The organism is Bradyrhizobium sp. CCBAU 45389, assembly GCF_028128625.1.
Classification (GTDB): domain Bacteria; phylum Pseudomonadota; class Alphaproteobacteria; order Rhizobiales; family Xanthobacteraceae; genus Bradyrhizobium; species Bradyrhizobium liaoningense_B.
In genome coordinates, this window is sequence record NZ_LBIY01000095.1 from 491052 (window position 1) to 514501 (window position 23450).

The window sequence follows — 23450 nt, forward strand, 5'->3', positions numbered from 1 at the left end:
GGTTACGCCTTCGGCTAACCCACCCTACGCACCTGTCGTTACGCCGCGTTCTTCTTGCGCATGCGGTCGATCAACTGGTCTTCCCAATAGGACAGGCTGCCGAGTCCCAGCGCCATCGCGTTGGCGCGGCGGTAGTACATGTGGCAGTCGAACTCCCAGGTAAAACCCATGCCGCCGTGAACCTGGATGTTGTTCTTGGCGCAGTGCTGGAACGCCTGCGTCGCGCTGATGCGCGCGGCCGCGGCGGCCTCCGGCAATTCGGCCGCATTGGTCGAGAGCGCCCAGGCGCCGTAATAGCTGTTCGAGCGCGCCAGCGTCGCAGAGACATACATGTCGGCCAGCATGTGCTTGACCGCCTGGAACGAGCCGATCGGACGGCCGAAGGCGATGCGGTCGAGCGCGTAGTCACGGCCCATCTCCAGCGCGCGGTCGGAGCCGCCGACCTGCTCGAAGGCGCACAGCACCGCGGCGCGGTCGAGCACCTGGGTCAGGATGCTCCAGCCTTCGCCGGCAGCACCGAGCGGCTCGGCCTTGCAGTTTTTAAAAGAGAGCTCGGCCTGCCCACGGGTCGGATCGAGATTGGTGAGGCTTTTGACTTCGACGCCGCCCGCCTTGAGGTCGACCAGGAACAGCGAGATGTCGTTCTCGCGCCCGCTCGATCCCGTGCGCGCGGCAACCACCGCGAAGTCAGCGATGCCGCCGTCAACGACCGGCTTCTTGACGCCGTTGAGTACGCCGTTCGCAGCGGTGAGCTTGACGTTCTTCGGCGCCGGATTGCCCTTGCCCTCGAACAGCGCCAGCGTGCCGATCGCCTCGCCCGCGGCGATGGCCGGCAGCCATTTCTTCTTCTGCGCGTCGCTGCCTGCGATCAGCAGCGCTTCGGCGGCAAGATAGACGGTCGAGGAGAACGGCACTGGTGCGTTGGCCCGACCCATCTCCTCCGCGATCACGCAGAGCTCGAGATGGCCGGCGCCGGCGCCGCCGAATTCTTCCGGGATCGCAACGCCAAGAAAGCCCATTTCGGCAAGGCCCTTCCACAGCTCCTTGTCGTAGGGCGCCTTGCCGTCGAGCACCACGCGTACCGCCTTGGGCGAGCATTTTTCCGCGAGGAATTTGCGCGCCTGGTCGCGGAGCTGTTTCTGGTCGTCGGAGAAATCGAAGTTCATGGCGGGCTACCTCTTATTCATTGTTATTCAGACCGTCATTCCGGGGCGCGACGAAGTCGCGAGCCCCGGAATGACGAATGGAAAGAGCGTCGTCTTCATCGCAGCACGATCACATCTTCATCCGGCTTGTCCGCATAGAGCCGCTCCACCAGCGCGGCGCGGCGTTCGAGGCCGGCGCGCTGGTTGATGTAGCCCTTGTCGGTGAGCTCGTTGCCGTCGATCGAGGGCGGCTCGACCATCAGGATCGCGCGGGCGATGATGCGGCTGCTGGCGCCTTCGCACTCCCGGTTGTGAGTCTCCAGCCCGCGCCTGAAGCAGGCGATCACCTCGGGGTGCCTCACCGCATCCGCAAAGCTCAGATCGGGATTGCCGACGAGCTGGCGGCAGGCATGCAAATTGGGCCAGGCCAGCAGGCCGATGAAGGCGCGATCCTGACCTGCGACCAGCGCGTCATGCACGACGGGCGTCGCCGCCGCGATCGTATCGGTGCGGAGCGAGCCGACATGGACGAAAGTGCCTGTGGTGAGCTTGAAGTCCTCGACCACACGGCCGGCGAAGATGATGCCCTTCACCGGATCGGCATCGTCGACGAAAATGCCGGCATCGCCGATGCAGTAAAAGCCTTCTTCGTCGAACATCTTCTTGGTGAGATCCGGCTGGCCGAAATAGCCGGGCGTGACGTTGACGCCGCGCAGGCGCAGCTCGTATTTCGAGCCGCACGGCACCATCTTCAGTTCGACGCCGGGAAACGGCAGGCCGATCAGACCGACGCGCTCGGTGTCCCAATAGGTGCCGGTCGAGGTCGGCGCGGTCTCGGTCGAGCCCCAGCCGGTGTAGAACACGATGCGCTCGCCGGTCGTTTTTACGGCGAGGGCCTGCATGCGCTCGTAGAGATCGTCAGGCAACCGCGCGCCGCCATAGGCCATGATCGAGAGGTTCTTGAAGAACGAGCGGCAGAGCGCGTCGTCCTTCTCCATCGCCGCCGCGAGCGCGGCATAGCCTGCGGGAACGTTGGCGTAATAGGTCGGCGAGATCTCGCGCAGATTGCGCAGCGTCTCCTCGAACTGGCCCGGCATCGGCCGGCCGTCGTCGATATAGAGCGTGCCGCCATCGACCAGCACGGGGTGGAACGCCGCGTTACCGCCCATCGTGTGATTCCACGGCATCCAGTCCAGCATGGTCGAGATCGGGCCGTCAGGTGTGCGCGGCCGCACCTGCATCATCATCGCCGCATTGGCGCACATCATCGCTTGCGTGTTGATGACGGCCTTGGGCATGCCGGTCGAGCCCGACGTGAACAGCAGCTTGCCGACAGTCTGCGGCGTGATTTTTGCGATCGACGCTTCGACGTCGGCGGTGACGGGCGTTGCCGCGAGCTCGGCGAAACTGACGCTCTTGATGCCGTCGCAGGGCCGCGCGACGTGAACCACGGTGACATCGCTGAGGTCCAGCGCTTTCAACGCCTTCTCGAAGGTCGGGCCGTCCTGCACCATCACCACGGCCGGCTTGATCAGGTCGAACAAATATTTCAGCTTGACGTGATCGTGGCTCATCAGCGAGTAGGCCGGCGACACGGGAGCAGCCGGAGAACGCGCCTGCATCGCGGCCTGCGTCATCAGTGCATGCTCGATCGAGTTGCCGGAGAGGATCGTGACCGGACGTCCCTCGAGCTTGAGGTTGAGCAGGCATTGCGTCAGCGCATCGACCGTGCGCTTGGCTTCGCCATAGGACACCTTGCGCCATTCGCGATTGGAACCGCCGCGCTGCGCGAGCCAGATGCGCTCGGGCGCTTCCCTCGCCCATTTCGCCAACGACGCCGGGATGTGTGTCTCGTGGGCTTGCAGCGGAATGCGCGACTTCAGCACCACTGTGCCGTCGGCGCGCCGCTCGACGTCGATGTCGCGCTTGAGCCACTCGACCTTGCGAAAGGCGGGCTTCGTCATCACCGCCGCCGCGCTCCCACTCATTTTGCGTCTCCCGGAATTACTGTCCTTTGCGGATCTTCGTGCTTCAGCGCCTGATATAGACAGGCTTTCGCTTCTCAAGGAAGGCCCTGATGCCCTCGGAAAATTCCTCGGAGCGGCTGCACAGGACCTGATTGCGGTCCTCCATCGCGATCGCAGCTTCCAGCGATCCGGCATCGACGCTCATGTTGAGACATTCCTTGGACAGACGCAGCCCGACGGGCGAGGCCGTCATCATCGCATCGACATAGGGCTCGGCCGCTGCATCGAGCTTGTCCTCGTCCACGACTTCCGAGACGAGCCCGACCGCGAGCGCGCGCTCGGCACCGATGAAGCGCCCAGTGAGGATTAGTTCCGACGCTACGGAGACACCGACGAGGCGCGGCAGAAAATAGCTGGTGCCGATGTCGCAGCCGCCGAGGCCGAGCTTGATGAAGGCGCAGTTCATCCGCGCCGACTTCGTTGCGATGCGGATGTCGGAGGCCAGCGCCAGGGCAAAGCCGCCACCGGCCGCCGCACCCTGCACCAGCGCAAGGATCGGCTGCGGGCAGCGCCGCATCAACATCACGATGTCGGCGATGCGCCGCTGCGAGTCCAGAGATTCCGTGACGCCCGGCGGCTCCTGCTGGCCGGCCCGGCGCGCCATCGCGGCCTTGAGATCGAGGCCCGCGCAGAAATTCTTACCGGCGCCCCTGAGCACGACGACGCGCGTGTCGCGGTTACGCTGCAGGCCCTGGAAATAGACGTTGAGCGCGTCGATCAGCGCAGGATCGAGCGCGTTGAGGTTTTCCGGACGATTGAGCGTCACCCGGTCGACGCCGTCGTGGTGCTCGATCAGCAGCGGTTGGGACATGGGAGCCTCGCACATCAATCATGAGCCGGACTGCCACCCTCCCCTGGAGGGGGAGGGTCGATCGCGCGCAGCGCGAGCGGGGTGGGGTGACGGTCTCTCCCCAACCAACGCTGCCCGAGTGGAGAGATCACCCCACCCCGGCGCTTCGCGCCGACCCTCCCCGTCCAGGGGAGGGTAAAAAAGAGCCTGCTCTACCTTGGCGCCATGCGGATGGCGCCGTCGAGACGGATGGTTTCGCCATTCAGCATCGGGTTCTCGACGATGTGCACCGCGAGCATGCCGTACTCGTTCGCATCGCCGAGGCGCGATGGATGCGGCACCTGGGCGCCGAGGCTCTTGCGGGCTTCTTCGTTGAGACCCATCAGCAGCGGCGTGAAGAACAGGCCGGGCGCGATGGTGTTGACGCGAATCTTCTGGCTGGCGAGGTCGCGCGCGGCCGGCAACGTGAGGCCGACGACGCCGCCCTTCGAGGCCGAATAGGCGATCTGGCCGATCTGACCTTCGTATGCCGCAACCGAGGCGGTGTTGATGATGACGCCGCGCTCTTCGCCGACCGGCTCGATGGTGACGAGGCGCTCGGCGAACAGCCGCAGGCAGTTGAAGGTGCCGATCAGGTTGACGTTGATGATGCGCGCGAACTTTTCGAGCGGATAGACGCCGTCGCGGCCGACGATACGCTGCGAACCGCCGATGCCGGCGCAGTTCATCAGCACGCGCGCAACGCCATGCGCCGCTTCTGCTTTCGCGATCGCCGCCTTGATCTGCTCCTCGCTGGTGACGTCGGCGTGCAGCGCGACGCCCTTGACTTCGGCGGCGACCTTCTCGGCGTTCTCCTTGCTCTGGTCGATTACGCCGATCTTGGCGCCCTTGGCGGCCATGGCGCGGGCGGTCGCGGCACCAAGGCCCGAACCACCGCCGGTGATGAGAACGGCTACGTCTTTCAACTGCATCGTAATCTACCTTTCCTTGGGCGTTTCTTCTCTAGACTTGAAGCGTTCGGCCGGATCATCCGGCAGCGGCGGCTTCCCCGGCTTGCGTGAGGATGCCGCCACAGATCAGCGTTTCCATGTGCTTGATGTATTGCCGGCAGACTTCGTCGGTGACCGGGCCGACGCCGGTCGCGCGGGACATCGCGTGCCGGCCGAAGAACAGATGATCGCAGGCGCCGATCAGGCTGGTGTAGAACAGCACCGGATCGATCGCGCGGAATTCGCCGCTGCTCTCGCCTTCGGCGAGCAGGCGGCGATGAAAATCGAGCAGCGGCGCGACGAAGAATTTCGAGACTTCGTCGGCGGAACCCGCACTGGTTTCGTGCAGGAGATAATGGATCAGCCGGTTCATGTAGGGGAACCGGTAATAGGCTCGGATGATGCCGCCGATATGCAGCTTCAGCTTCGCCGTCGCCGCGATCGGCTGCGCCAGAAGATATTCGAGATTGGACAGCTCGGTTGCCGCGTTGCGCTCAAGCAGCGCCAGCAACAGGCCATCCTTGTTGCCGAAGTGATATTTGACCAGCGCGGCGTTGGCGCCGGATTTCTGGGCGATGTCGGACAGCGAAATCTCGATCGAGGAGCGTTCGATCATCAGCTCGCTGGCGGCCACGAGCAATTTCTCTGCCGTGGAATTTTTTCCGCCGGGGAGCTTGTTCGGTACGCTGGTAGCCACGGAGATCCCTGTTTGGCCGCTGGAAGCGGGGCGCAGATAAGCGCAAGCAGCGCCTCATCACAAGAGTTAATTGATCGATTGACTAAATGATCTCGCGCCCGTTTAATCCGCCCCCGACAACCAACCATCCAGAAGAAATTCAGGGAGAAACCGATATGGCCGAGGCTTACATCGTCGCCGCTGCGCGTACCGCCGGCGGGCGCAAGGGGGGCCGCCTCGCCGGCTGGCATCCGGCCGATCTCGCCGCAAAAGTGCTGGACGAGCTGGTCGACCGCACCAAGGTCGATCCCGCCCTGGTCGAGGACGTGATCATGGGCTGCGTCATGCAGGTCGGCGAGCAATCCAACAACGTCGCGCGCAACGCGATCATGGCCTCGAAGCTGCCGGAGAGCGTGCCGGGCACCTCGATCGACCGTCAGTGCGGCTCCTCGCAGCAGGCGCTGCACTTCGCAGCCCAAGCCGTGATGTCCGGCACGATGGACGTCGTGATCGCCGCCGGCGTGGAATCCATGACGCGCGTGCCGATGGGCCTGTCGTCGCAGCTCCCGGCCAAGAACGGCTTCGGCAATTACAAGAGCCCGGGCATCGAGGCGAAGTATCCGAACATCGTGTTCAGCCAGTTCACCGGCGCGGAGATGATGGCGGAGCGGTACGGCCTCTCCAAGGACGAGCTCGACGAGTACTCCTTTGGCAGCCATCAGCGCGCGATCGCCGCGACGCAAGGCGGCCACTTCAAGAAGGAGATCGTGCCGCTCGAGATCACCCGCGCCGACGGCAGCAAGGACACTCACCACATCGACGAAGGCATCCGCTTCGACGCCACGATCGAAGGCATCAAGGGCGTCAAGCTGATCGCCGAGAACGGCAAGCTGACGGCGGCCAGCGCCAGCCAGATCTGCGACGGCGCCTCCGGCGTCATGGTGGTGAACGAGAAGGGCCTGAAGCAGCTCGGCGTCAAGCCGCTGGCGCGCATCCATCACATGACCATGATGGGCGGCGATCCCGTCATCATGCTGGATGCGCCGCTGCACGCCACCAAGCGCGCGTTGGAGAAGGCCGGCATGAAGATCGGCGACATCGATTTGTTCGAGGTCAACGAGGCCTTCGCCTCGGTGCCGACCGCCTGGCTGAAGACCACCGGCGCTGATCCGGAGCGTCTCAACGTCAACGGCGGCGCCATCGCGCTCGGCCATCCGCTCGGCGGCTCCGGCACCAAGCTGATGACCACGCTGGTCCACGCCCTGCACCAGCGCGGCAAGCGCTACGGCCTGCAGACCATGTGCGAGGGCGGCGGCATGGCGAACGTGACGATCGTGGAGCGGCTGTAGTCACCATTGCACCGCTCAGGCGTTGCCACATTAAAGGTGTCGTCCCGGCGAATGCCGGGACCCATAGCCACGGAGTGCGTGGTTATGCCGGGCCGGGGCGACACCGCGTTTCGACAACTGCGATTGGTGGTTATGGGTCCCGGCCCCCGTGCGCAATTGCGCACTAGGCCGGGACGACCACGGTGTTTGCCTCGGGACCTGAGATGACCCATCCGTCCATCTACGCCAAGACCACACCCGACAAGATCGCCTACCAGATGGCAGGCACCGGCAAGGCGATCACCTATCGCGAGCTCGACGAGCTCTCGAACCAGGGCGCAAACCTCTTTCGCTCGCTTGGCCTCAAGGCCGGCGACCACATCGCGCTGCTGATGGAGAACCGCCTCGCTTTCATGGAGCTCTGCTGGGCCGCACAGCGCAGCGGGCTGTATTACACCGCGATCAGCCGCTATCTGAAGCAGGACGAGATCGACTACATCATCGCCGATTGCGGCGCCAAGGTCGTGGTCACCACGCCGAAATGCGCCGACCAGATCAAGGCCCTGATCAAGGGCGCGCCCGGCGAGCCGATCTTCTACATGATGGACGAGCCGTTGCCCGGCTTCCGCTCCTACGACAAGGAAGCCGCGGCGCAGCCGACTACGCCGATCGCGGACGAGGTCGCCGGCTACGACATGCTGTATTCATCGGGCACCACCGGCCGGCCCAAGGGCATCAAGAAGGCGTTCGAGGGCAACAGGATCGACGTGCCGAACGCCTTCCTGCGCGTGCTCTGCGCCGACATGTGCGGCATGAATACCGAAAGCACCTATCTGTCGCCGGCGCCGCTCTATCACGCAGCTCCCCTGCGCTTCAACATGATGGCGATCGTGCTCGGCGGCACCTCCATCATCATGGAGCATTTCGACGCCGAGGAATTCCTCAAGCTGGTCGAGAAGTACAAGGTGACCCAGTCCCAGCTGGTGCCGACCATGTTCGTGCGCATGCTGAAGCTGCCGGACGAGGTCCGCACGAAGTACAACGTCTCCACGCTCAAGGGCGCGATCCACGCCGCCGCGCCCTGCCCCGTCGACGTCAAGGCCAAGATGATCGAATGGTGGGGCCCGATCCTGATCGAGTACTACGCGGGATCGGAAGGCAACGGCGTCACCGTCTGCAACTCGAAAGAATGGCTGGAGCATCGCGGCAGCGTCGGCCGCGCCGTGGTCGGCAAGATCAAGATCCTGGACGAGAACGACGAGGAGCAGCCGGTGGGCGAGATCGGCACGGTCTATTTCGCCGACGCGCCCGCCTTCACCTATCACAACGACCCCGAGAAGACGAAGAAGGCCTACAACGCCAAGGGCTGGTCGACGCTCGGCGACGTCGGCTATCTCGACAAGGACGGCTTCCTCTTCCTCACCGACCGCAAGTCCTACATGATTATCTCGGGCGGCGTGAACATCTACCCGCAGGAAACCGAGGACGTGCTGATCACCCACCCCGAGGTCGCCGACGTCGCGGTGTTCGGCGTGCCGAACGAGGAGATGGGCGAAGAGGTGAAGGCCGTGGTGCAGCCGCACGACATGACGCGCGCCGGCAAGGAGCTCGAGGCCGAGCTGATCGCGTTCTGCAAGACGCGGCTTTCAGCGATCAAGTGTCCGCGCTCGATCGATTTCGAAGCCGAGCTGCCGCGCACGCCGACCGGCAAGCTGGTGAAGCGGCACCTGCGCGACAAGTATTGGCCGAAGGTGGCGGCGAAGATTTAGGGCGGGATGCGTAGGGTGGGTTAGCGAAGCGTAACCCACCTCTTCTGCTTCTGCGGAGACAAAGGTGGTGGGTTACGCCTTCGGCTAACCCACCCTACGCTTCCTCAACCTCAATCAAACAGACTCGGCGTGTGGTTCACCAGCGCGCCCTCGATCTCGAGCATCTTCAGCTTCGTCACCACGCCACCATTCGCCGAGAAGCCGCCGGGCTTGTTGCCGGCCGCCAGCACGCGGTGGCAGGGCACGACGATCGGGCACGGGTTGCGGCCGAGCGCCTGGCCGACGTCGCGCGAGAGCTGGACGCCGCCGAGCTGCTTGGCGATGTCGCCATAGGTGATGGTCTTGCCGGGCGGAATGGCGCGGGCGATCTCGTAGACGCCGCGGTTGAAGGCAGGCACGTCATCGAGATCGAGCGGGATGTCGGTGAGGTCGTCGGGCTCGCCCGCGAGCAGTTTTGTCATGCGGTCGATCGCGTGCTGCACCTCGGGGGGCGGCTCGGCTTCGGTGGCATCAGTGTGGCGCTGGCTGATGCGGGTGCGGATCTTCTGCTCGCCGCCCATCGGCAATTGCGTGCCGTTGATGCCGCGCGAGCCCCAGGCGATGGCGCAGAGGCCGATCCTGGTGTCGAACAGGGCAAAATGCTGGTCGGTCATGGCTTGGTTCCTGAGCTTGCGTCCTTGTCGCATGCCCCCAATGTGATCTCGGCCTAAATCTAGGCTTGGAAATAGTTGCGATCCACCCGGTTTCCGGGAATCTTGCACAGGAGTTCCAGTCCTCTCGCGAGCCCAGAATGCAAAGCCTCCACGTCAACGGTTACGACATGCCCTATCTCGACGTGGGCGAAGACAGCGGCCGCCCGCCGCTGGTCTGTGTGCACGGCTCTCTCTCGGACTTCCGCATCTGGGGCTGTGTGCTGGGGCCGCTGACGCAGCGGCACCGGGTGATCGCGGTCAGCCTGCGGCACTTCTTCCCGGACCGATGGGACGGTGTGGGCGACACCTATTCGATCGCCCAGCATGTCGACGACGTCATCGCCTTCATCGAGAAGCTCGACCTCGGTCCGGTCGATTTGATGGGCCATTCCCGCGGCGGGCACATCTGCTTCCGCGTGGCGCAGCGGCGCCCCGATCTGCTCCGCCGGCTGATCCTGGCCGAGCCCGGCGGCGAGCTCGATGCCAGCCTCGACCCCGATTATGTCGGCGGCCCCTCGCCGCTGCTGGCGCGCTTCAAGGCTTCGGCCGAGAAGATCGCGGCCGGTGATGTCGACGGCGGTCTCGCCGTGTTCGTCGACACGCTGGAAGGCGCCGGTACCTGGCCGCGACTGCCGGCGATGGTGAAGCAGAATCTGCGCGACAACGCCTACACGCTGATCGGCCAGGTCCGCGACAACCGTCCGCCGTTCTCGAAGGCGGATGCGGAAGCGATCAAGATGCCGACGCTGTTCATCCTGGGGGCACGGACCAAGGGCCTCTTGCCGAAGGTGCTGCATGCGCTCGCCGCGCATGTGCCCTATTCGAAGACGGCGATCATCCCGAACGCGACGCATCCGATGTTCGAGCAGGCGCCGCAGAAATATTCCGAAGTGGTGCTGGATTTTCTGGCGAGCTGATCATGCAGACACTCCGCGTCAACGGTTACGACATGGCCTATCTCGAAGTGGGAGAAGGCCATCCGCTGGTCTGCGTGCACGGCACGCTCGGGGATTTCCGCACCTGGTATTCGGTGCTGGGCCCGCTGTCGAAGAGCCATCGGGTGATCTCGGTGAGCCTGCGGCATTTCTTTCCCGAGCATTGGGACGCCGTCGGCGACGACTACAAGATGGCGCAGCACGTCGCTGATACGATCGCCTTCATCGAGCAGATCAAGCCCGGCCCGGTCGATCTGATGGGCCATTCGCGCGGCGGGCACATCGCGTTTCGCGTGGCGCAGGCGCGGCCGGATCTGCTGCGAAAGCTGGTGCTGGCCGAGCCCGGCGGCGATCTCGATGCCAGCCTGCCGCTACCCGAAGGCACGCCCGCGCATCCGCCGCTCGCCGCGCGGACAGTGCGCTCGGTCGAGATGATCCGCGCCGGCGATATCGAAGGCGCACTGCAGAACTTCTACGAAGGCATCGAGGGCGACGGCTCCTGGCGGCGGGTGCCGGCGGCGGCCAAGCAGCAATTGCGTGACAACGCGCTGACCTTCCTCGGCCAGATCAACGAGCAGCGCCGGCCCTACACGCTCAGCGATGCACAGGCGATCAGGACACCGACGCTGCTGATCGGCGGCGGCGCGACGACCGGCAGCCTGTCAGTGATGTGGCGCGTACTGGCGGAGCACATCGCAGGAGCCAAGACGGCGGTGATCGAAAATGCGGGCCACTGGATGTTCGAGCAGGCGCCGCTGGAGTTCGGCGAGGCGGTGAACGCGTTTCTGGTGGAATGAGCGCATGTGAGGCGGGCAGCGCCGGTGATCTCCCTCGCCCCGCTTGCGGGGAGAGGGTGGGGTGAGGGGGAGCCTCCGCGCGGACGGTGAAAGTGAGACTCGCGGAGGCTCCCCCTCACCCGGAATTTGCGATGCAAATTCCGGCCTCTCCCCGCATGCGGGGAGAGGCGAAGAAACTCACACCTTCCACACACCGACCGGCATCTTGATCGTCGCGTTGAGGCGGTTCCAGACATTGATCGTTGCGATCGAGAGAATCAGCGTTGCCAGCTCGCGTTCGTCGAAATGCTTGGCGGCCTCGTTCCAGATCGTATCGGGCACCGGGTCCGCACGATCGGCAATGCGCGTGACGGCTTCGGTCAGCGCCAGCGCGGCGCGCTCGGCTTCGGTGAAATAGGGCGCATCGCGCCAGGCCGACACGGCGAACAGGCGTTCGTCGGTCTCGCCCAGCTTGCGGGCGATCTTGGGATGCATGTCGACACAGACGCTGCAGCCATTGATCTGGCTGGCGCGCAGGTGCACCAGTTCCAGGAGCTTTTCCGGCAGGCCCTGCTTGGTCAGGTTGCCAATGGATTGAAGGTGGTTCATGGCCTCGGGCAGGATCATGACCGGGTGGTTCATGCGAGCGTGCATCATCTTGCGTCTCCGTCTGTCGAATTTCGAAGGTTCCGGTCACATCGGCCGGATTGGCTTCGTCATGGGCATGACGGATCGCGATGAGGGAATGTGACCGATGACCGAAGAAAATCTTGAAGAGAATTTTCTCAGCCACCAGTTCGAGGCCAGCAGGGACCATTTGCGCGCGGTCGCCTACCGGATGCTGGGATCCCGTGCCGAGGTCGACGACGCCGTGCAGGAGGCCTGGCTGCGGCTCAGCCGCTACGACATGTCGGATGTTGCGAATTTGCGCGGCTGGCTGACGACCGTGGTCGCACGCATCTGCCTCGACATGCTGCGCGCGCGGAAATCGCGCCGCGAGGACCCGATGGGCCCGCACGTGCCGGAGCCGGTCGACGACACGCGGCAGCGCGAGGCGGAGATGGCCGATTCCGTCGGCGCGGCGCTGCTGGTGGTGCTGGAGACCTTGCAGCCGGCGGAGCGGCTCGCTTTCGTGCTGCACGACATGTTCGCCGTGCCGTTCGAGGAGATCGCACCGATTGTCGGGCGCTCGGTCGACGCCTCGCGCCAGCTGGCGAGCCGCGCGCGGCGGCGCGTGCAGGGCGCGCCGGTGCCCGATGCGAACATGTCGCATCAACGCAAGATCGTCGATGCGTTCCTCAAGGCATCGCGCGAAGGCGATTTCGAAGGCCTGCTCGCCGTGCTGGATCCTGAAGTCGTGTTTCGCGCCGACCAGGCCGCGGTACGGCTCGGCACGCTGCCGGAGATCCGCGGCGCGGACGCAGTCGCGCAGCTCTACAAGGGCCGCGCCCAGGCCGCACGCACGGCGCTGGTCGATGGCGAGATGGGTGTGGCCGTCATCCTCGGCGGTCATCTGCGCATCGCACTGCGCGTGGGCTTCAGCGGCGACCGGATCGCGGTGATCGAGGCGGTGGCCGACGCAGACGAGATCACCGCAATGGATGTGGAGGTGCTGGAGCGCTAGGCCGGCGTGGCATCGTGCGGTTGCGGGTGCTAGGCTTTCCGCTCAATCGCGCGGTGCCCGCGCGCAAGATGCAAAAGGACGCAAGTCATGACCTTCCGCTTCACGCCCCTGCTCGCTTTGTCGCTGCTCGGCCTTGCCGCCGGTGCCACGTCCGCGCTCGCGGCCACCGACGAGAAGCTGAAGGCCGCCGCCGAGCAGGAGAAGGCGCCACTGATCGAGACATTGCGCGACATGGTGATGATCGAGAGCGGCAGCAGCGACGTCGAGGGCCTGAAGAAGATGGCCGACTTCACGGAAGGACGCCTGAAGGCGCTCGGCGCCGCCACCGAGCGGCGCAAGACCACGGCAGGCGCCGGCGCCGACATGGTGATCGCGACGTTCAAGGGCACGGGCTCGCGGAAGCTGATGCTGATCGCGCATATGGACACGGTCTATCAGCGCGGCATCCTTGCAAGCGAGCCGTACCGCGTCGACGGCAACCGCATCTATGGCCCCGGCATCGCCGACGACAAGGGCGGCATCGCCGTGGTGCTGCATGCGCTCAAGATGCTCAAGGACGCTGGCTGGAACGACTACGCCACGCTCACCGTGTCATTCAATCCGGACGAGGAGGTCGGCTCGATTGGATCCGGCGAGATCATCGCCGAGCTCGCCGACCAGCATGACGTCGTGCTCTCCTGCGAGCCGACGGTGGCCTCGCCGCCGGCCAAGAACGACTCGCTGCTATTGGGTGCCAGCGGCACCGCGACGGGCATCATCAAGGTGAAGGGCCGCGCCTCACATGCGGGTGCCGCGCCCGATCTCGGCCGCAACGCGCTGATCGAGCTCTCGCATCAACTGCTGCAGACGCAGGACGTCGCCAAGTCGATCCCGGGCACCCAGCTCAGCTGGACGACGGCGAAGGCCGGCACGGTGCGCAATCAGATTCCGGAAGAAGCTGAGGCCGGCGCCGACATCCGCCTCACCATTCCCGACGGCATCGCCAAGCTCCAGGCGGCGCTGGACGAGAAGATCAAGAACCGCCTCGTGCCGGACACCGAGACCACCATGAAGATCGTGGCCGGCCGTCCGCCTTTCGTCGCCAGCGACCGCGGCCGCGCGCTCGCGCAGGAGGGACAGACGATCTATGCCGAGATCGACCGCAAGCTCGACATCGCCGAGATGACCGGCGGCGCCACTGACGCCGGCTATGCCAACCGCAGCGGCAAGGCGGTGGTGGTCGAGAGCTTCGGCCTCGCCGGCTTCGGCTATCACGCCCGCGACGAGTTCATCGACACCAACTCGATCGTGCCGCGGCTCTATCTGATGAGCCGGATGCTGATCGAGCAGGGCAAGAAGAAATAGGCACCGGGCCTCGCCCGGTCTTTTCCTCGAAAACAACCCCATGCACAGTAGACGGACCAAGCAATATCAATAGCTTAGGCGGCACCCAAGAGGACGTCTGGCGCGGCCCCGGCCGTGCTTGACGCCCTGCCCGTGCCGGGAGTAGCTTCGAATACGGAATTCCGTATTCCATGTTGGAGCCGCCGGCGTGATCCCTCTCGACCCGCTCCCGAACCTGATCGACCAGGTCTATGCGCGCATCCTGGAGGCGATCTCCGATCGCACGCTCGAGCCCGGCCAGCGCATCCGGCAGAACGAGCTCGCCGACAAGCTCGGCGTCTCGCGCCAACCGGTGTCGCATGCGCTGCATCTGTTGCACCGTCAGGGGCTCGTCGCCGAAAGCGGCCGGCGCGGCTTTGAAGTCACCCAGCTCGACCCCGCGCGCATTCGCCAGCTGTACGAGGTGCGCGGCGCCATCGATGCGCTGGCCGCCCGGCTTGCCGCGGTGCGCGTCGGCGCCGACGCGGTGGGACGCGCGCGACTGGAGGCGGCGCTCGCCGCCGGGCGCGGCATCGACCGCAACACATCGCTTGCCGAGCTCATCGCACTCGATGTCGATTTTCACCGCGCGATCTATCAACTCGCCGGCAATCCCGTGATCGAGGAGACGATGGCGCCGCAATGGCCGCATATGCGCCGATCGATGGCGACCGTGCTCTCCGAGCTCGACTATCGCGACAGCGCCTGGACAGAGCATGCCGATATTGCCGGACACGTTCTCAGCGGCGCTGCGAAGGCGGCCGAACGCGCCGCGCTGGCGCACGCGCAGACGGCAGGACGATTGACGGAGGAGAGATTGAGGGCGACGGACGAGGTGGCGGCGTAGCGACAAAAGCACGCCGTCATTCCGGGATGGTCCGAAGGACCAGACCCGGAATCTCGAGGTTCCGGGTTCACGCTTCGCGTGCCCCGGAATGACAACAAAAACAACAGGAGGACGACCCATGAAACTGTCCCAGGAGCAATTGGAGTTCTTCCACCGCGAGGGCTGGCTGTTTTTGCCCGAGCTGTTCCGCCAGGAGGAGGTCGATTTGCTCGCGCGCGAGGCGGTCGGCATCTACGACGCCAACCGGCCGGAGGTCTGGCGCGAGAAGAGCGGCGCGCCGCGCACGGCCTTTGCCGCGCATCTCTACAACGAGGCGTTCGGCATTTTGGGCGCGCATCCGCGCATGATCGAGCCGGTCGAGCAGGTGTTCGGCGAGCCGGTCTACATGCACCAGTTCAAGATCAACGCGAAATCGGCCTTCACCGGCGACGTCTGGCAGTGGCACCAGGATTACGGCACCTGGAAGCGCGACGACGGCATGCCGGAGCCGCGCGCGATGAACATCGCGATCTTCCTCGACGAGGTGATGCCGATCAACGGCCCCCTGATGCTGGTGCCGCGCAGCCAGAACGCCGGCGATCTCGAGGCCTCGCACGACCTCGCCACCACCTCCTATCCGCTGTGGACGCTGGACGAGGACACGGTGACGCGCCTCGTCAAGCAGGGCGGCATCGTCGCCCCCACCGGCAAGCCCGGCGGCATGCTGATGTTCCACGGCAATCTCGTGCACGGCTCGAGCGGCAACATCACGCCCTACCCGCGCAAGATCGTGTACCTGACGCTGAACGCGGTCTCGAACCACATCCGCACGCCGACGCGGCCGGAGTACATCGCGCACCGCGATTTCGCGCCGATCAAGACGGTCGACGACGACGCACTGCTGCGGCTAGCCCGTGCGCCGCGGCAGGCGGCGGAGTAGGCTCTCCCTGTCATTCCGGGGCGCGCGTAGCGCGAGCCCGGAATCCATCGAGCCGCAGAGACAGTCGATCAATGGATTCCGGGCTCGCGACTTCGTCGCGCCCCGGAATGACGAGCTTTGATTGTTGCACCAGGACATCCCCCATGAACCTCTTCCGCCTCCTGCAAGCCCGGGCGTCCGCCGGCAAGCCCGTTCGCGTCGCGCTGATCGGCGCGGGCAAGTTCGGCTCGATGTTCCTCGCGCAGGTGCCGCACACGCCGGGACTCGAGGTGCCCATCATCGTCGACATCGACCGCGAGCGCGCGCGCGAGGCGTGCCGCACCGTGGGCTGGAGCGCCGAGCGGATCGCCGCGACCGTGTTCACCGACGACGGCGCGCGCGCGATTGCCGGCGGCGCGATGGACGTGGTGGTGGAGGCGACCGGCAATCCCGCCGTCGGCATCCGCCATGCGCGCGCTGCGATCGCGGCCGGCAAGCATATCGTGATGGTCAATGTCGAAGCGGACGTGCTGGCGGGCCCGCTGCTCGCCGAGGAAGCGCGGAAAGCGGGCGTGGTCTATTCGCTCGCCTATGGCGACCAGCCGGCGCTGACCGCTGAGATGGTGGATTGGGCCCGCGCCACCGGCTTTCGCGTCGTCGCCGCGGGCAAGGGCACAAAGTACCTGCCGGCCTATCACGACGTGACGCCCGACGGCGTCTGGCAGCATTACGGCCTGACCGCGGGCGAAGCGCAGTCGGCCGGAATGAACCCGCAGATGTTCAACTCCTTCCTCGACGGCACCAAATCGGCGATCGAGATGGCCGCGATTGCCAACGCCTGCGGCCTCGACGTGCCCGCGGAAGGCCTGTTGTTTCCGCCCTGCGGCGTCGACGATTTGCCGCACATCATGCGGCCGCGCTCGCGCGGCGGCGTGCTGGAGCGGTCCGGCGTGGTGGAGGTGGTCTCGTCGCTGGAGCGCGACGGGCGGCCGGTGTTTCGCGACCTGCGCTGGGGCGTCTATGTCGTGCTGGAGGCGCCGAACGACTACGCTGCCGACTGCTTCAGGCAATACGGCCTGAAGACCGACGCCAGCGGACGCTTCGCCGCGATGTACAAGCCCTATCATCTGATCGGGCTCGAGCTGAACATCTCGATCCTGTCGGCCGCGCTGCGGGGCGAGGCGACCGGCCAGGCTTTCGGCTTCCGCGGCGATGTCGCCGCGGTGGCCAAACGCAACTTACGCGCCGGCGAGATGCTGGACGGAGAAGGCGGCTACACCGTGTGGGGCAAGCTGGTACCGGCCGCCGCGAGCCTGAAAGCGGGCGCCCTGCCGATCGGCCTCGCGCACCGCCTGAAGCTGAAACACGACGTCGCCCACGGCGATATCGTGCGCTGGAGCGATGTCGAGTTCGATGCGAACAACGAGACGATCAGGACAAGGAAGTCGATGGAGGCGGCGTTCGCGAGCGAGGGATAGCGGCGTGATGGATTGTTCGGCCGACGCCAGCGCTCTCTCCGTTCCCTCCCCCCTTGCGGGGGAGGGTCAGGGAGAGGGGTGCCGCACGGGGATTCTATCCGTCGCACATCGCGCTCTGTGTATCCTGAACAATCGGCACCTTTTGCTGGGCTACCCCTCTCCCTAGCCCTCCCCCGCAAGGCAGGGCTGTCGCATATGAAGATGCGTGGCGGATAGCTCGCCCGCAGCGCATCCTTCGAGACGCCCGCCGATGGCGGGCCCTCAGGATGAGGGCGGAGTGCGCGGCAGCAATTTCAACGGGGGCAATGCTGCCTAGCCTCATCCTGAGGAGACCGCGAAGCGGTCGTCTCGAAGGACGAGGCGCTTGCTCTGGCCGTCACCAAGAAGCCATCTGCGATAGCCCTGCTCCGCAAGGGGGGAGGGAACGTACCTCCGTTGACGACAGTGAATCCGGTCCCAACGACGAGCGCCTTCACTACTCTCCGCAAGCGCACCGCCGCGATTGCCCAATCATGCAGCAGATCGCAGGCCCTTCCGACTTTCGTCTGTCCGCGTTCGCAATTGCGAGGGAGGCATCAGGCTTGATTATCGCAAGGCGAACGGTCATCCTTGCTGACGGAACCGCAACGATCGGAATTCCAATAACAAGAGCCCGTCAGGGCCTTCGGAAACGCCTCACAAGTCTCAACAAAACAAAGTCGATCTCGACCAAGACAAGACGACCCCAAAGATCGTTCCCCTTAAGTCGAAGCATCGGCATTACGGAGGGAAGTGCATGGAACGTCGTAAATTCCTGACGGCAGGCGGATTGGGCCTGGCCGCGAGCGCTGTTGCTGCGCCGGCTATCGCGCAATCGATGCCCGAAGTCAGATGGCGGCTCGCCGCGAGCTGGCCGAAGGCACTCGATACGCTCTACGGCGGCTGCGAATATTTCTGCAAGCGCGTCGCCGAGATCACCGACAACCGCTTCCAGATCCAGCCGTTCGCCGCCGGCGAGATCGTGCCGGGCCTGCAGGTGCTGGATGCCGTCTCGAACGGCACCGTCGAGATGGGCAACACCGCGCTCTACTATTACTGGGGCAAAAACCCCGCCTTCACCTTCGGCACCGCCCTTCCCTTTGGATTGAACACGCGTCAGCAGATCTCGTGGCTGCTGTGGGGCGGCGGACAGGATCTCGTGAACGACCTGCTGAAGGAGCACAACGTCTACGGCATTCCGACCGGTGCCACCGGCGCGCAGATGGGCGGCTGGTTCCGGAAGGAGATCAAGTCTCTCGACGACGTCAAGGGCCTCAAAATGCGCATCGGCGGCTTTGCCGGCACGATCATGGCCAAGCTCGGCGCGGTGCCGCAGCAGATCGCCGGCGGCGACATCTATCCGGCGCTGGAGAAAGGCACGATCGATGCCGCCGAATGGGTCGGCCCCTACGACGACGAGAAGCTCGGCTTCGTGAAGGTCGCCAAATATTACTACTATCCCGGCTGGTGGGAGGGCACGAGCCAAGGCCACAACGTCTTCAACCTCGACAAGTGGAACGCACTGCCGAAGCACTATCAGGCGGCGGTCGATGCGGCCTCGCGCGACACCTACACCTGGGTCACCGGCAAGTACGACGCGCTGAACGCGCCGGCGCTGAAGCGGCTCCTGGTGTCGGGCGCGATCCTGAAGGCGTTCCCGCAGGAGGTGCTCGAGGCCTGCTACGGTGCCGCCAACGAGATCTACGCCGATCTCTCCAAGAGCAATCCGCACTTCGGCAAGATGTATGCGAGCCTGACCGCCTTCCGCGGCGAGGCCCTGCCCTGGTTCCAGGTCGCCGAGCTGAGCTTCGACAGCTTCATGATGCGGATGCGGACCAAGACGTGAGACGCTGAGCGGCTCACACGACTAAAGAATGAGAAGCCCCGGAGATGGCGACATCTCCGGGGCTTTTGCATTGGATGTAGCTCTCGTAGGGTGGGCAAAGCGAAGCGTGCCCACCAATTTGCCCGAGAGAAGAAGATCGTGGGCACGGCGCTATGGCGCCTTTGCCCACCCTACGGCTGCGGAGTTCGGCGAGAGGTCGCGCTCGGCCTTCGCAACTGCGAGCATCCCGACGGCGCTTGCTTATCGTGAGGCGAGCAGTCATCCTGACCTCCGAACCGCGATGCGCGGGATCCACAAAGAGCCCTGAAGGGCCTTCGGAAACGCCAAAAACAATCGTCACAACACCACGTCGGTTATCGGCGAAGTCAAGACGACACCAAGATCGTTCCCTTAGTCGAGGACATCGGCGCAACGGAGGGTACGCATGAAACGTCGTGAATTCCTGAAAGTGACAGGTGCAGGGCTGGCGGCAAGCACAGCGATTGCCGCACCGGCGATCGCGCAAGGCTCGCCGGAAACGAGATGGCGGCTCGCCGCGAGCTGGCCCAAGGCGCTCGATACGCTCTATGGCGGCTGCGAATATTTCTGCAAGCGCGTGGCCGAGGTCACCGACAACAAATTCCAGATCCAGCCGTTCGCAGCCGGCGAGATCGTCCCGGGCCTGCAGGTGCTAGACGCCGTGTCGAACGGCACCGTCGAGATGGGCAACACCGCGCTGTATTACTATTGGGGCAAGAACCCCGCCTTCACCTTCGGCACGTCGCTGCCGTTCGGGCTGAACACGCGGGCGCATATTTCCTGGCTGCATTTCGGCGGCGGCACCGAGATGCTCAACGACCTCCTGAAGGAATACAACGCGATCGGCATTCCGACCGGCTCGACCGGCGCCCAGATGGGCGGCTGGTTCCGGAAAGAGATCAAGTCGATGGAGGATTTCAAGGGGCTGAAATTCCGCGTCGGCGGCTTCGCCGGCACGATCATCGCAAAGGTCGGCGGCGTGCCGCAGCAGATCGCGGGCGGCGACATCTATCCGGCTCTGGAGAAGGGCACGATCGACGCGGCCGAATGGGTCGGCCCCTATGACGACGAGAAGCTCGGCTTCGTGAAGGTCGCGAAGTACTACTACTATCCGGGCTGGTGGGAAGGCACCGGCCAGGGCCACAACATCATGAATCTCGACAGGTGGAACGCGCTGCCCAAGCACTACCAGGCCGCGATCGAGATGGCCTCGCGCGACACCTTCACCTGGGTCACCGGCAAATACGACTACGTCAACCCGTCGGCGCTGAAGCGCCTCTTGGTGGCCGGCGCGATCCTCAAGCCGTTCCCGCAGGAGGTGCTCGAGGCCTGCTACGGTGCTGCGAACGAAATCTACGCCGATCTTTCCAAGAGCAACCCGCACTTCAAGAAGATGTATGCGAGCCTGTCGGCCTTCCGGAACGAATCGCTGGCCTGGATGCAGGTCGCCGAGCTCAGCTACGACAGCTTCATGATGCGGATGCGCACGCGGACGTGAGGCGGTGAGCCGGTAGGTCGAACCACACTGAGGCTGTCATCGCCCGGCTTGGCCGGGCGATCCAGTATCCCAGAGGCCGACGTTGGAGAGCACGCTCTCATCACGTCCGCCGCGGCGTACTGGATGCCCCGGTCAAGCCGGGGCATGACAGCGGTGGCTGTGGTGGAACGGGCAAAATCAAACGAAGAAAGCCCCGGAGATGTCTCCGGGGCTTTTTGTTTTGGATTGTCCCGCTTTCGCGGGGATGACAGTTGCCGTTTGGCTAGATCAACCCGCCGGCGTCGGCGACACGACGCTGGTGATAGTCGGTGTCGCCAAAGCTGTTCTCGATCATGGTGAGGCGCTTGAAGTAGTGGCCGATCTTGGCCTCCATGGTCATGCCGATGCCGCCGTGGAGCTGGATCGACTGCTGGCCGACGAATTTCAGCGACTTGCCGATCTGCACCTTGGCCGCGGCGATCGCGTTGGAGCGCTCCTTGGCGTTCTCGAAATCGTTCGCCATGGTCGCGAACATCGACATCGAGCGCGCCTGCTCGGCCGCGACGAACATGTCGGAGGCGCGGTGCTGGAGCGACTGGAACGAACCGATCGCGACGCCGAACTGCTTGCGGGTCTTGATGTACTCGACGGTGGTCTTCAGCGACTCGTCCATCAGGCCGACCGCTTCGGCGCAGAGCGCGATGCGGGCCTCGTCGACCACGCGCTCGATCAGCGCGAGCGAGTCGTCGGGATTGCCGATCACCGCGTCGGCGCCGACCTCGACGCCGGTGAGCGTGATGTCGGCGGCGTGCAGGCCGTCCTGGGTCGGGTAGGACTTCTTGGTGACGCCCTTCGCGTTCGCCGGGACCAGGAAGACGCCGATGCCGGTCTTGTCGCGGCGGTCGCCCTTGGTGCGCGCGGTGACGACAAGCGTGTCGGCGTTCTCGCCGTTGAGCACCACGAACTTCTCGCCGTCGATGACCCAGCCGTCGCCCTTCTTCTTCGCGGTGGTCGAGACGTCGAACAGATCGTAGCGCGAGTTCTTCTCGAGCTGGGCGAAGGCCAGCGTCTTGCTGCCGTCGATGATCCCGGGCACGTGCGCAGCCTTCTGCGCATCGCTGCCGGCATGGCGCAGGAAGCCGCCGCCGATCACGACCGTGGCCAGATACGGCTCCAGCACCAGCGCCTTGCCGAGCGCCTCCATCACGATCATGGTCTCGACGCCGCCGCCGCCGAAGCCGCCATCGGCCTCGCTGAAGGGCAGGCCGAGCAGGCCCTGCTCGGCAAGCTTGAGCCAGACCGTTTTGCTCCAGCCGCCCTTCTCCTTCATGTACTTCTTGCGCTGCTCGAAATCGTAGGAATCGGTCAGCAGGCCGTCGATGCTTTCCTTGAGAAGCCGCTGCTCCTCGTTCAGGTCAAAATCCATGTTCTTTGGTTCCTCGTACCCGGAATTTTTGCTTCGTCATTCCGGGACACGCACGATAGCGCGGGGACCCGGAATCCAGAGGTTGTGGCGCGAGATTCCGGGTTCGCGCTGACGCGCGCCCCGGAATGACGTTTAGAGCCCCAGCACCGCCTTGGCGATGATGTTGCGCTGGATCTCGTTGGAGCCGCCGTAGATCGAGACCTTGCGGTTGTTGAAGTAGCTCGGCGCGATCTGGGCGGTCCATTCCATGGCCTCGTTCGAGCCGTCGTCGCCATGCACGTCGTAGGGCGCGGCGAACGGGCCGATCACTTCCATGAGCAGCTCGGTGGTGGTCTGCTGGATCTCGGAGCCCTTGATCTTCAGCACCGAGGAGGCCGGATTGGGCTTGCCCTTGCCGTGCTTGCCCTCGTCGGCGACGACGCGCAGCTGCGTCAACTCGAGTGCCTTCAGCTCGATCTCGCACGCCGCGAGCTTCTCGCGGAAGGCGGCGTCCTGGATGATCGGCTTGCCGCCGGATTCAACCTTGGAGGCCAAGTCGCGGATGCGGCGCAGCCGCTCCTTGGAGACGCCGACGCGGGCAATGCCGGTGCGCTCGTTGCCGAGCAGGAATTTTGCGTAGTCCCAGCCCTTGTTCTCCTCGCCGATCAGGTTCTCGTAGGGCACCTCGACGTCGTCGAAGAAGACCTCGTTGACCTCGACGCCGCCGTCGATGGTCTGGATCGGGCGTACCGTGACGCCCTTCGACTTCATCGAGAACACGATGAAGGAGATGCCCATCTGCTTCTTGGCGCCGGGATCGGTGCGGCAGAGGCAGAAGATCATGTCGGCGTGCTGGGCCAGCGTGGTCCAGGTCTTCTGGCCGTTGATGATCCACTTGTCGCCCTTGCGCTCGGCCTTGGTCTTGAGCGAGGCAAGGTCAGATCCCGAACCGGGCTCCGAAAAACCCTGGCACCACCAATCGTCGACATTGGCGATGCGCGGCAGGTACTTCTTCTTCTGCTCCTCGTTGCCGAAGGTGTAGATGACCGGGCCGACCATGCTGACGCCGAAGGCGAGCGGCTGCGGCGCCGGATAGGACTGCAGCTCCTCGTTGAAGATGTAGTGCTGCACGCTGGTCCAGCCCGTGCCGCCGAACTGCTTGGGCCAGTGGCTGACGCCCCAGCCCTTCTTGTTGAGGATGCGCCACCACGTCACCATCTCGTCCTTGGTGAGATGACGGCCCTCGACCAGCTTGCGCCGCGTATCCGGCGGCACGTTGTCGCGGAAGAACGACCGCACTTCCTCGCGAAACGCCTGCTCTTCTTTCGTGAATGCGAGATCCATCGGATC

General features: G+C 64.8%; 20 protein-coding genes. 11 read left to right on the forward strand and 9 right to left on the reverse strand.

From position 1 onward, the window contains the following. Nucleotides 1–38: 38 nt before the first annotated feature. From XH79_RS29410 to XH79_RS29430, 5 genes are all read right to left on the reverse strand, one after another. On the reverse strand, nucleotides 39–1166 hold the full coding sequence (locus XH79_RS29410) for an acyl-CoA dehydrogenase family protein (RefSeq protein ID WP_271583870.1): 1128 nt from the start codon (nucleotides 1164–1166) through the stop codon (nucleotides 39–41). 95 nt (nucleotides 1167–1261) lie between these two features. Continuing rightward, complete coding sequence (locus XH79_RS29415) at nucleotides 1262–3133, reverse strand: AMP-binding protein (RefSeq protein ID WP_271583871.1); 1872 nt, start codon at nucleotides 3131–3133, stop codon at nucleotides 1262–1264. 43 nt (nucleotides 3134–3176) lie between these two features. After that, complete coding sequence (locus XH79_RS29420) at nucleotides 3177–3983, reverse strand: enoyl-CoA hydratase/isomerase family protein (RefSeq protein ID WP_271583872.1); 807 nt, start codon at nucleotides 3981–3983, stop codon at nucleotides 3177–3179. 191 nt (nucleotides 3984–4174) lie between these two features. Next, nucleotides 4175–4933: an SDR family NAD(P)-dependent oxidoreductase gene (locus tag XH79_RS29425; protein WP_145637290.1), complete on the reverse strand. Its 759-nt coding sequence runs from the start codon at nucleotides 4931–4933 to the stop codon at nucleotides 4175–4177. A 55-nt stretch (nucleotides 4934–4988) separates the two neighbouring features. Beyond that, nucleotides 4989–5591, reverse strand: a complete 603-nt coding sequence (locus tag XH79_RS29430) for a TetR family transcriptional regulator (protein WP_271583942.1) — start codon at nucleotides 5589–5591, stop codon at nucleotides 4989–4991. 212 nt (nucleotides 5592–5803) lie between these two features. Here XH79_RS29430 and XH79_RS29435 point away from each other — a divergent pair, with 212 nt between their 5' ends. Together XH79_RS29435 and XH79_RS29440 are read left to right on the forward strand one after the other, a co-directional pair. Further along, entirely contained in the window at nucleotides 5804–6976 is a 1173-nt protein-coding gene (locus tag XH79_RS29435; protein WP_271583873.1) for an acetyl-CoA C-acetyltransferase, read from the forward strand. A gap of 203 nt (nucleotides 6977–7179) precedes the next feature. Further along, a complete protein-coding gene (locus tag XH79_RS29440; protein WP_271583874.1) occupies nucleotides 7180–8724 on the forward strand; it encodes an acyl-CoA synthetase in 1545 nt (514 codons plus the stop codon). A gap of 110 nt (nucleotides 8725–8834) precedes the next feature. On the opposite strand, the gene XH79_RS29445 is transcribed toward XH79_RS29440, so the two are convergent. Beyond that, entirely contained in the window at nucleotides 8835–9377 is a 543-nt protein-coding gene (locus tag XH79_RS29445) for a methylated-DNA--[protein]-cysteine S-methyltransferase (protein WP_271583875.1), read from the reverse strand. Between the two features lie 137 nt (nucleotides 9378–9514). Here XH79_RS29445 and XH79_RS29450 point away from each other — a divergent pair, with 137 nt between their 5' ends. Together XH79_RS29450 and XH79_RS29455 are read left to right on the forward strand one after the other, a co-directional pair. Beyond that, on the forward strand, nucleotides 9515–10333 hold the full coding sequence (locus XH79_RS29450) for an alpha/beta fold hydrolase (protein ID WP_271583876.1): 819 nt from the start codon (nucleotides 9515–9517) through the stop codon (nucleotides 10331–10333). Between the two features lie 2 nt (nucleotides 10334–10335). Then, nucleotides 10336–11148, forward strand: coding sequence for an alpha/beta fold hydrolase (locus tag XH79_RS29455; RefSeq protein ID WP_271583877.1), 813 nt, complete (start codon nucleotides 10336–10338; stop codon nucleotides 11146–11148). Nucleotides 11149–11325: 177 nt separating this feature from the next. Here XH79_RS29455 and XH79_RS29460 read toward each other — a convergent pair whose 3' ends face one another. Further along, complete coding sequence (locus XH79_RS29460) at nucleotides 11326–11781, reverse strand: carboxymuconolactone decarboxylase family protein (protein WP_212342458.1); 456 nt, start codon at nucleotides 11779–11781, stop codon at nucleotides 11326–11328. Nucleotides 11782–11881: 100 nt separating this feature from the next. Here XH79_RS29460 and XH79_RS29465 point away from each other — a divergent pair, with 100 nt between their 5' ends. The 7 genes from XH79_RS29465 to XH79_RS29495 all read left to right on the forward strand — a co-directional run bounded on the left by XH79_RS29465 (nucleotide 11882) and on the right by XH79_RS29495 (nucleotide 20716). After that, nucleotides 11882–12751, forward strand: coding sequence for a sigma-70 family RNA polymerase sigma factor (locus XH79_RS29465; RefSeq protein WP_271583878.1), 870 nt, complete (start codon nucleotides 11882–11884; stop codon nucleotides 12749–12751). An 87-nt stretch (nucleotides 12752–12838) separates the two neighbouring features. Continuing rightward, nucleotides 12839–14095, forward strand: a complete 1257-nt coding sequence (locus XH79_RS29470) for a M20/M25/M40 family metallo-hydrolase (protein WP_271583879.1) — start codon at nucleotides 12839–12841, stop codon at nucleotides 14093–14095. A gap of 187 nt (nucleotides 14096–14282) precedes the next feature. Further along, nucleotides 14283–14960: a GntR family transcriptional regulator gene (locus XH79_RS29475; RefSeq protein WP_271583880.1), complete on the forward strand. Its 678-nt coding sequence runs from the start codon at nucleotides 14283–14285 to the stop codon at nucleotides 14958–14960. Between the two features lie 118 nt (nucleotides 14961–15078). Beyond that, on the forward strand, nucleotides 15079–15879 hold the full coding sequence (locus XH79_RS29480; protein ID WP_271583881.1) for a phytanoyl-CoA dioxygenase family protein: 801 nt from the start codon (nucleotides 15079–15081) through the stop codon (nucleotides 15877–15879). Nucleotides 15880–16022: 143 nt separating this feature from the next. Beyond that, complete coding sequence (locus XH79_RS29485; protein WP_271583882.1) at nucleotides 16023–17336, forward strand: NAD(P)H-dependent oxidoreductase; 1314 nt, start codon at nucleotides 16023–16025, stop codon at nucleotides 17334–17336. A gap of 775 nt (nucleotides 17337–18111) precedes the next feature. Further along, nucleotides 18112–19200, forward strand: coding sequence for a TRAP transporter substrate-binding protein (locus XH79_RS29490; protein ID WP_271583883.1), 1089 nt, complete (start codon nucleotides 18112–18114; stop codon nucleotides 19198–19200). 424 nt (nucleotides 19201–19624) lie between these two features. Then, nucleotides 19625–20716 (forward strand): TRAP transporter substrate-binding protein, encoded by a 1092-nt coding sequence (locus XH79_RS29495; RefSeq protein WP_271583884.1) that lies wholly within the window; start codon nucleotides 19625–19627, stop codon nucleotides 20714–20716. A 262-nt stretch (nucleotides 20717–20978) separates the two neighbouring features. On the opposite strand, the gene pimD is transcribed toward XH79_RS29495, so the two are convergent. After that, nucleotides 20979–22121: a pimeloyl-CoA dehydrogenase small subunit gene (pimD, locus tag XH79_RS29500; RefSeq protein ID WP_271583885.1), complete on the reverse strand. Its 1143-nt coding sequence runs from the start codon at nucleotides 22119–22121 to the stop codon at nucleotides 20979–20981. 132 nt (nucleotides 22122–22253) lie between these two features. After that, nucleotides 22254–23444, reverse strand: a complete 1191-nt coding sequence (gene pimC, locus XH79_RS29505; protein WP_212342176.1) for a pimeloyl-CoA dehydrogenase large subunit — start codon at nucleotides 23442–23444, stop codon at nucleotides 22254–22256. Between the last annotated feature and the right edge of the window lie 6 nt (nucleotides 23445–23450).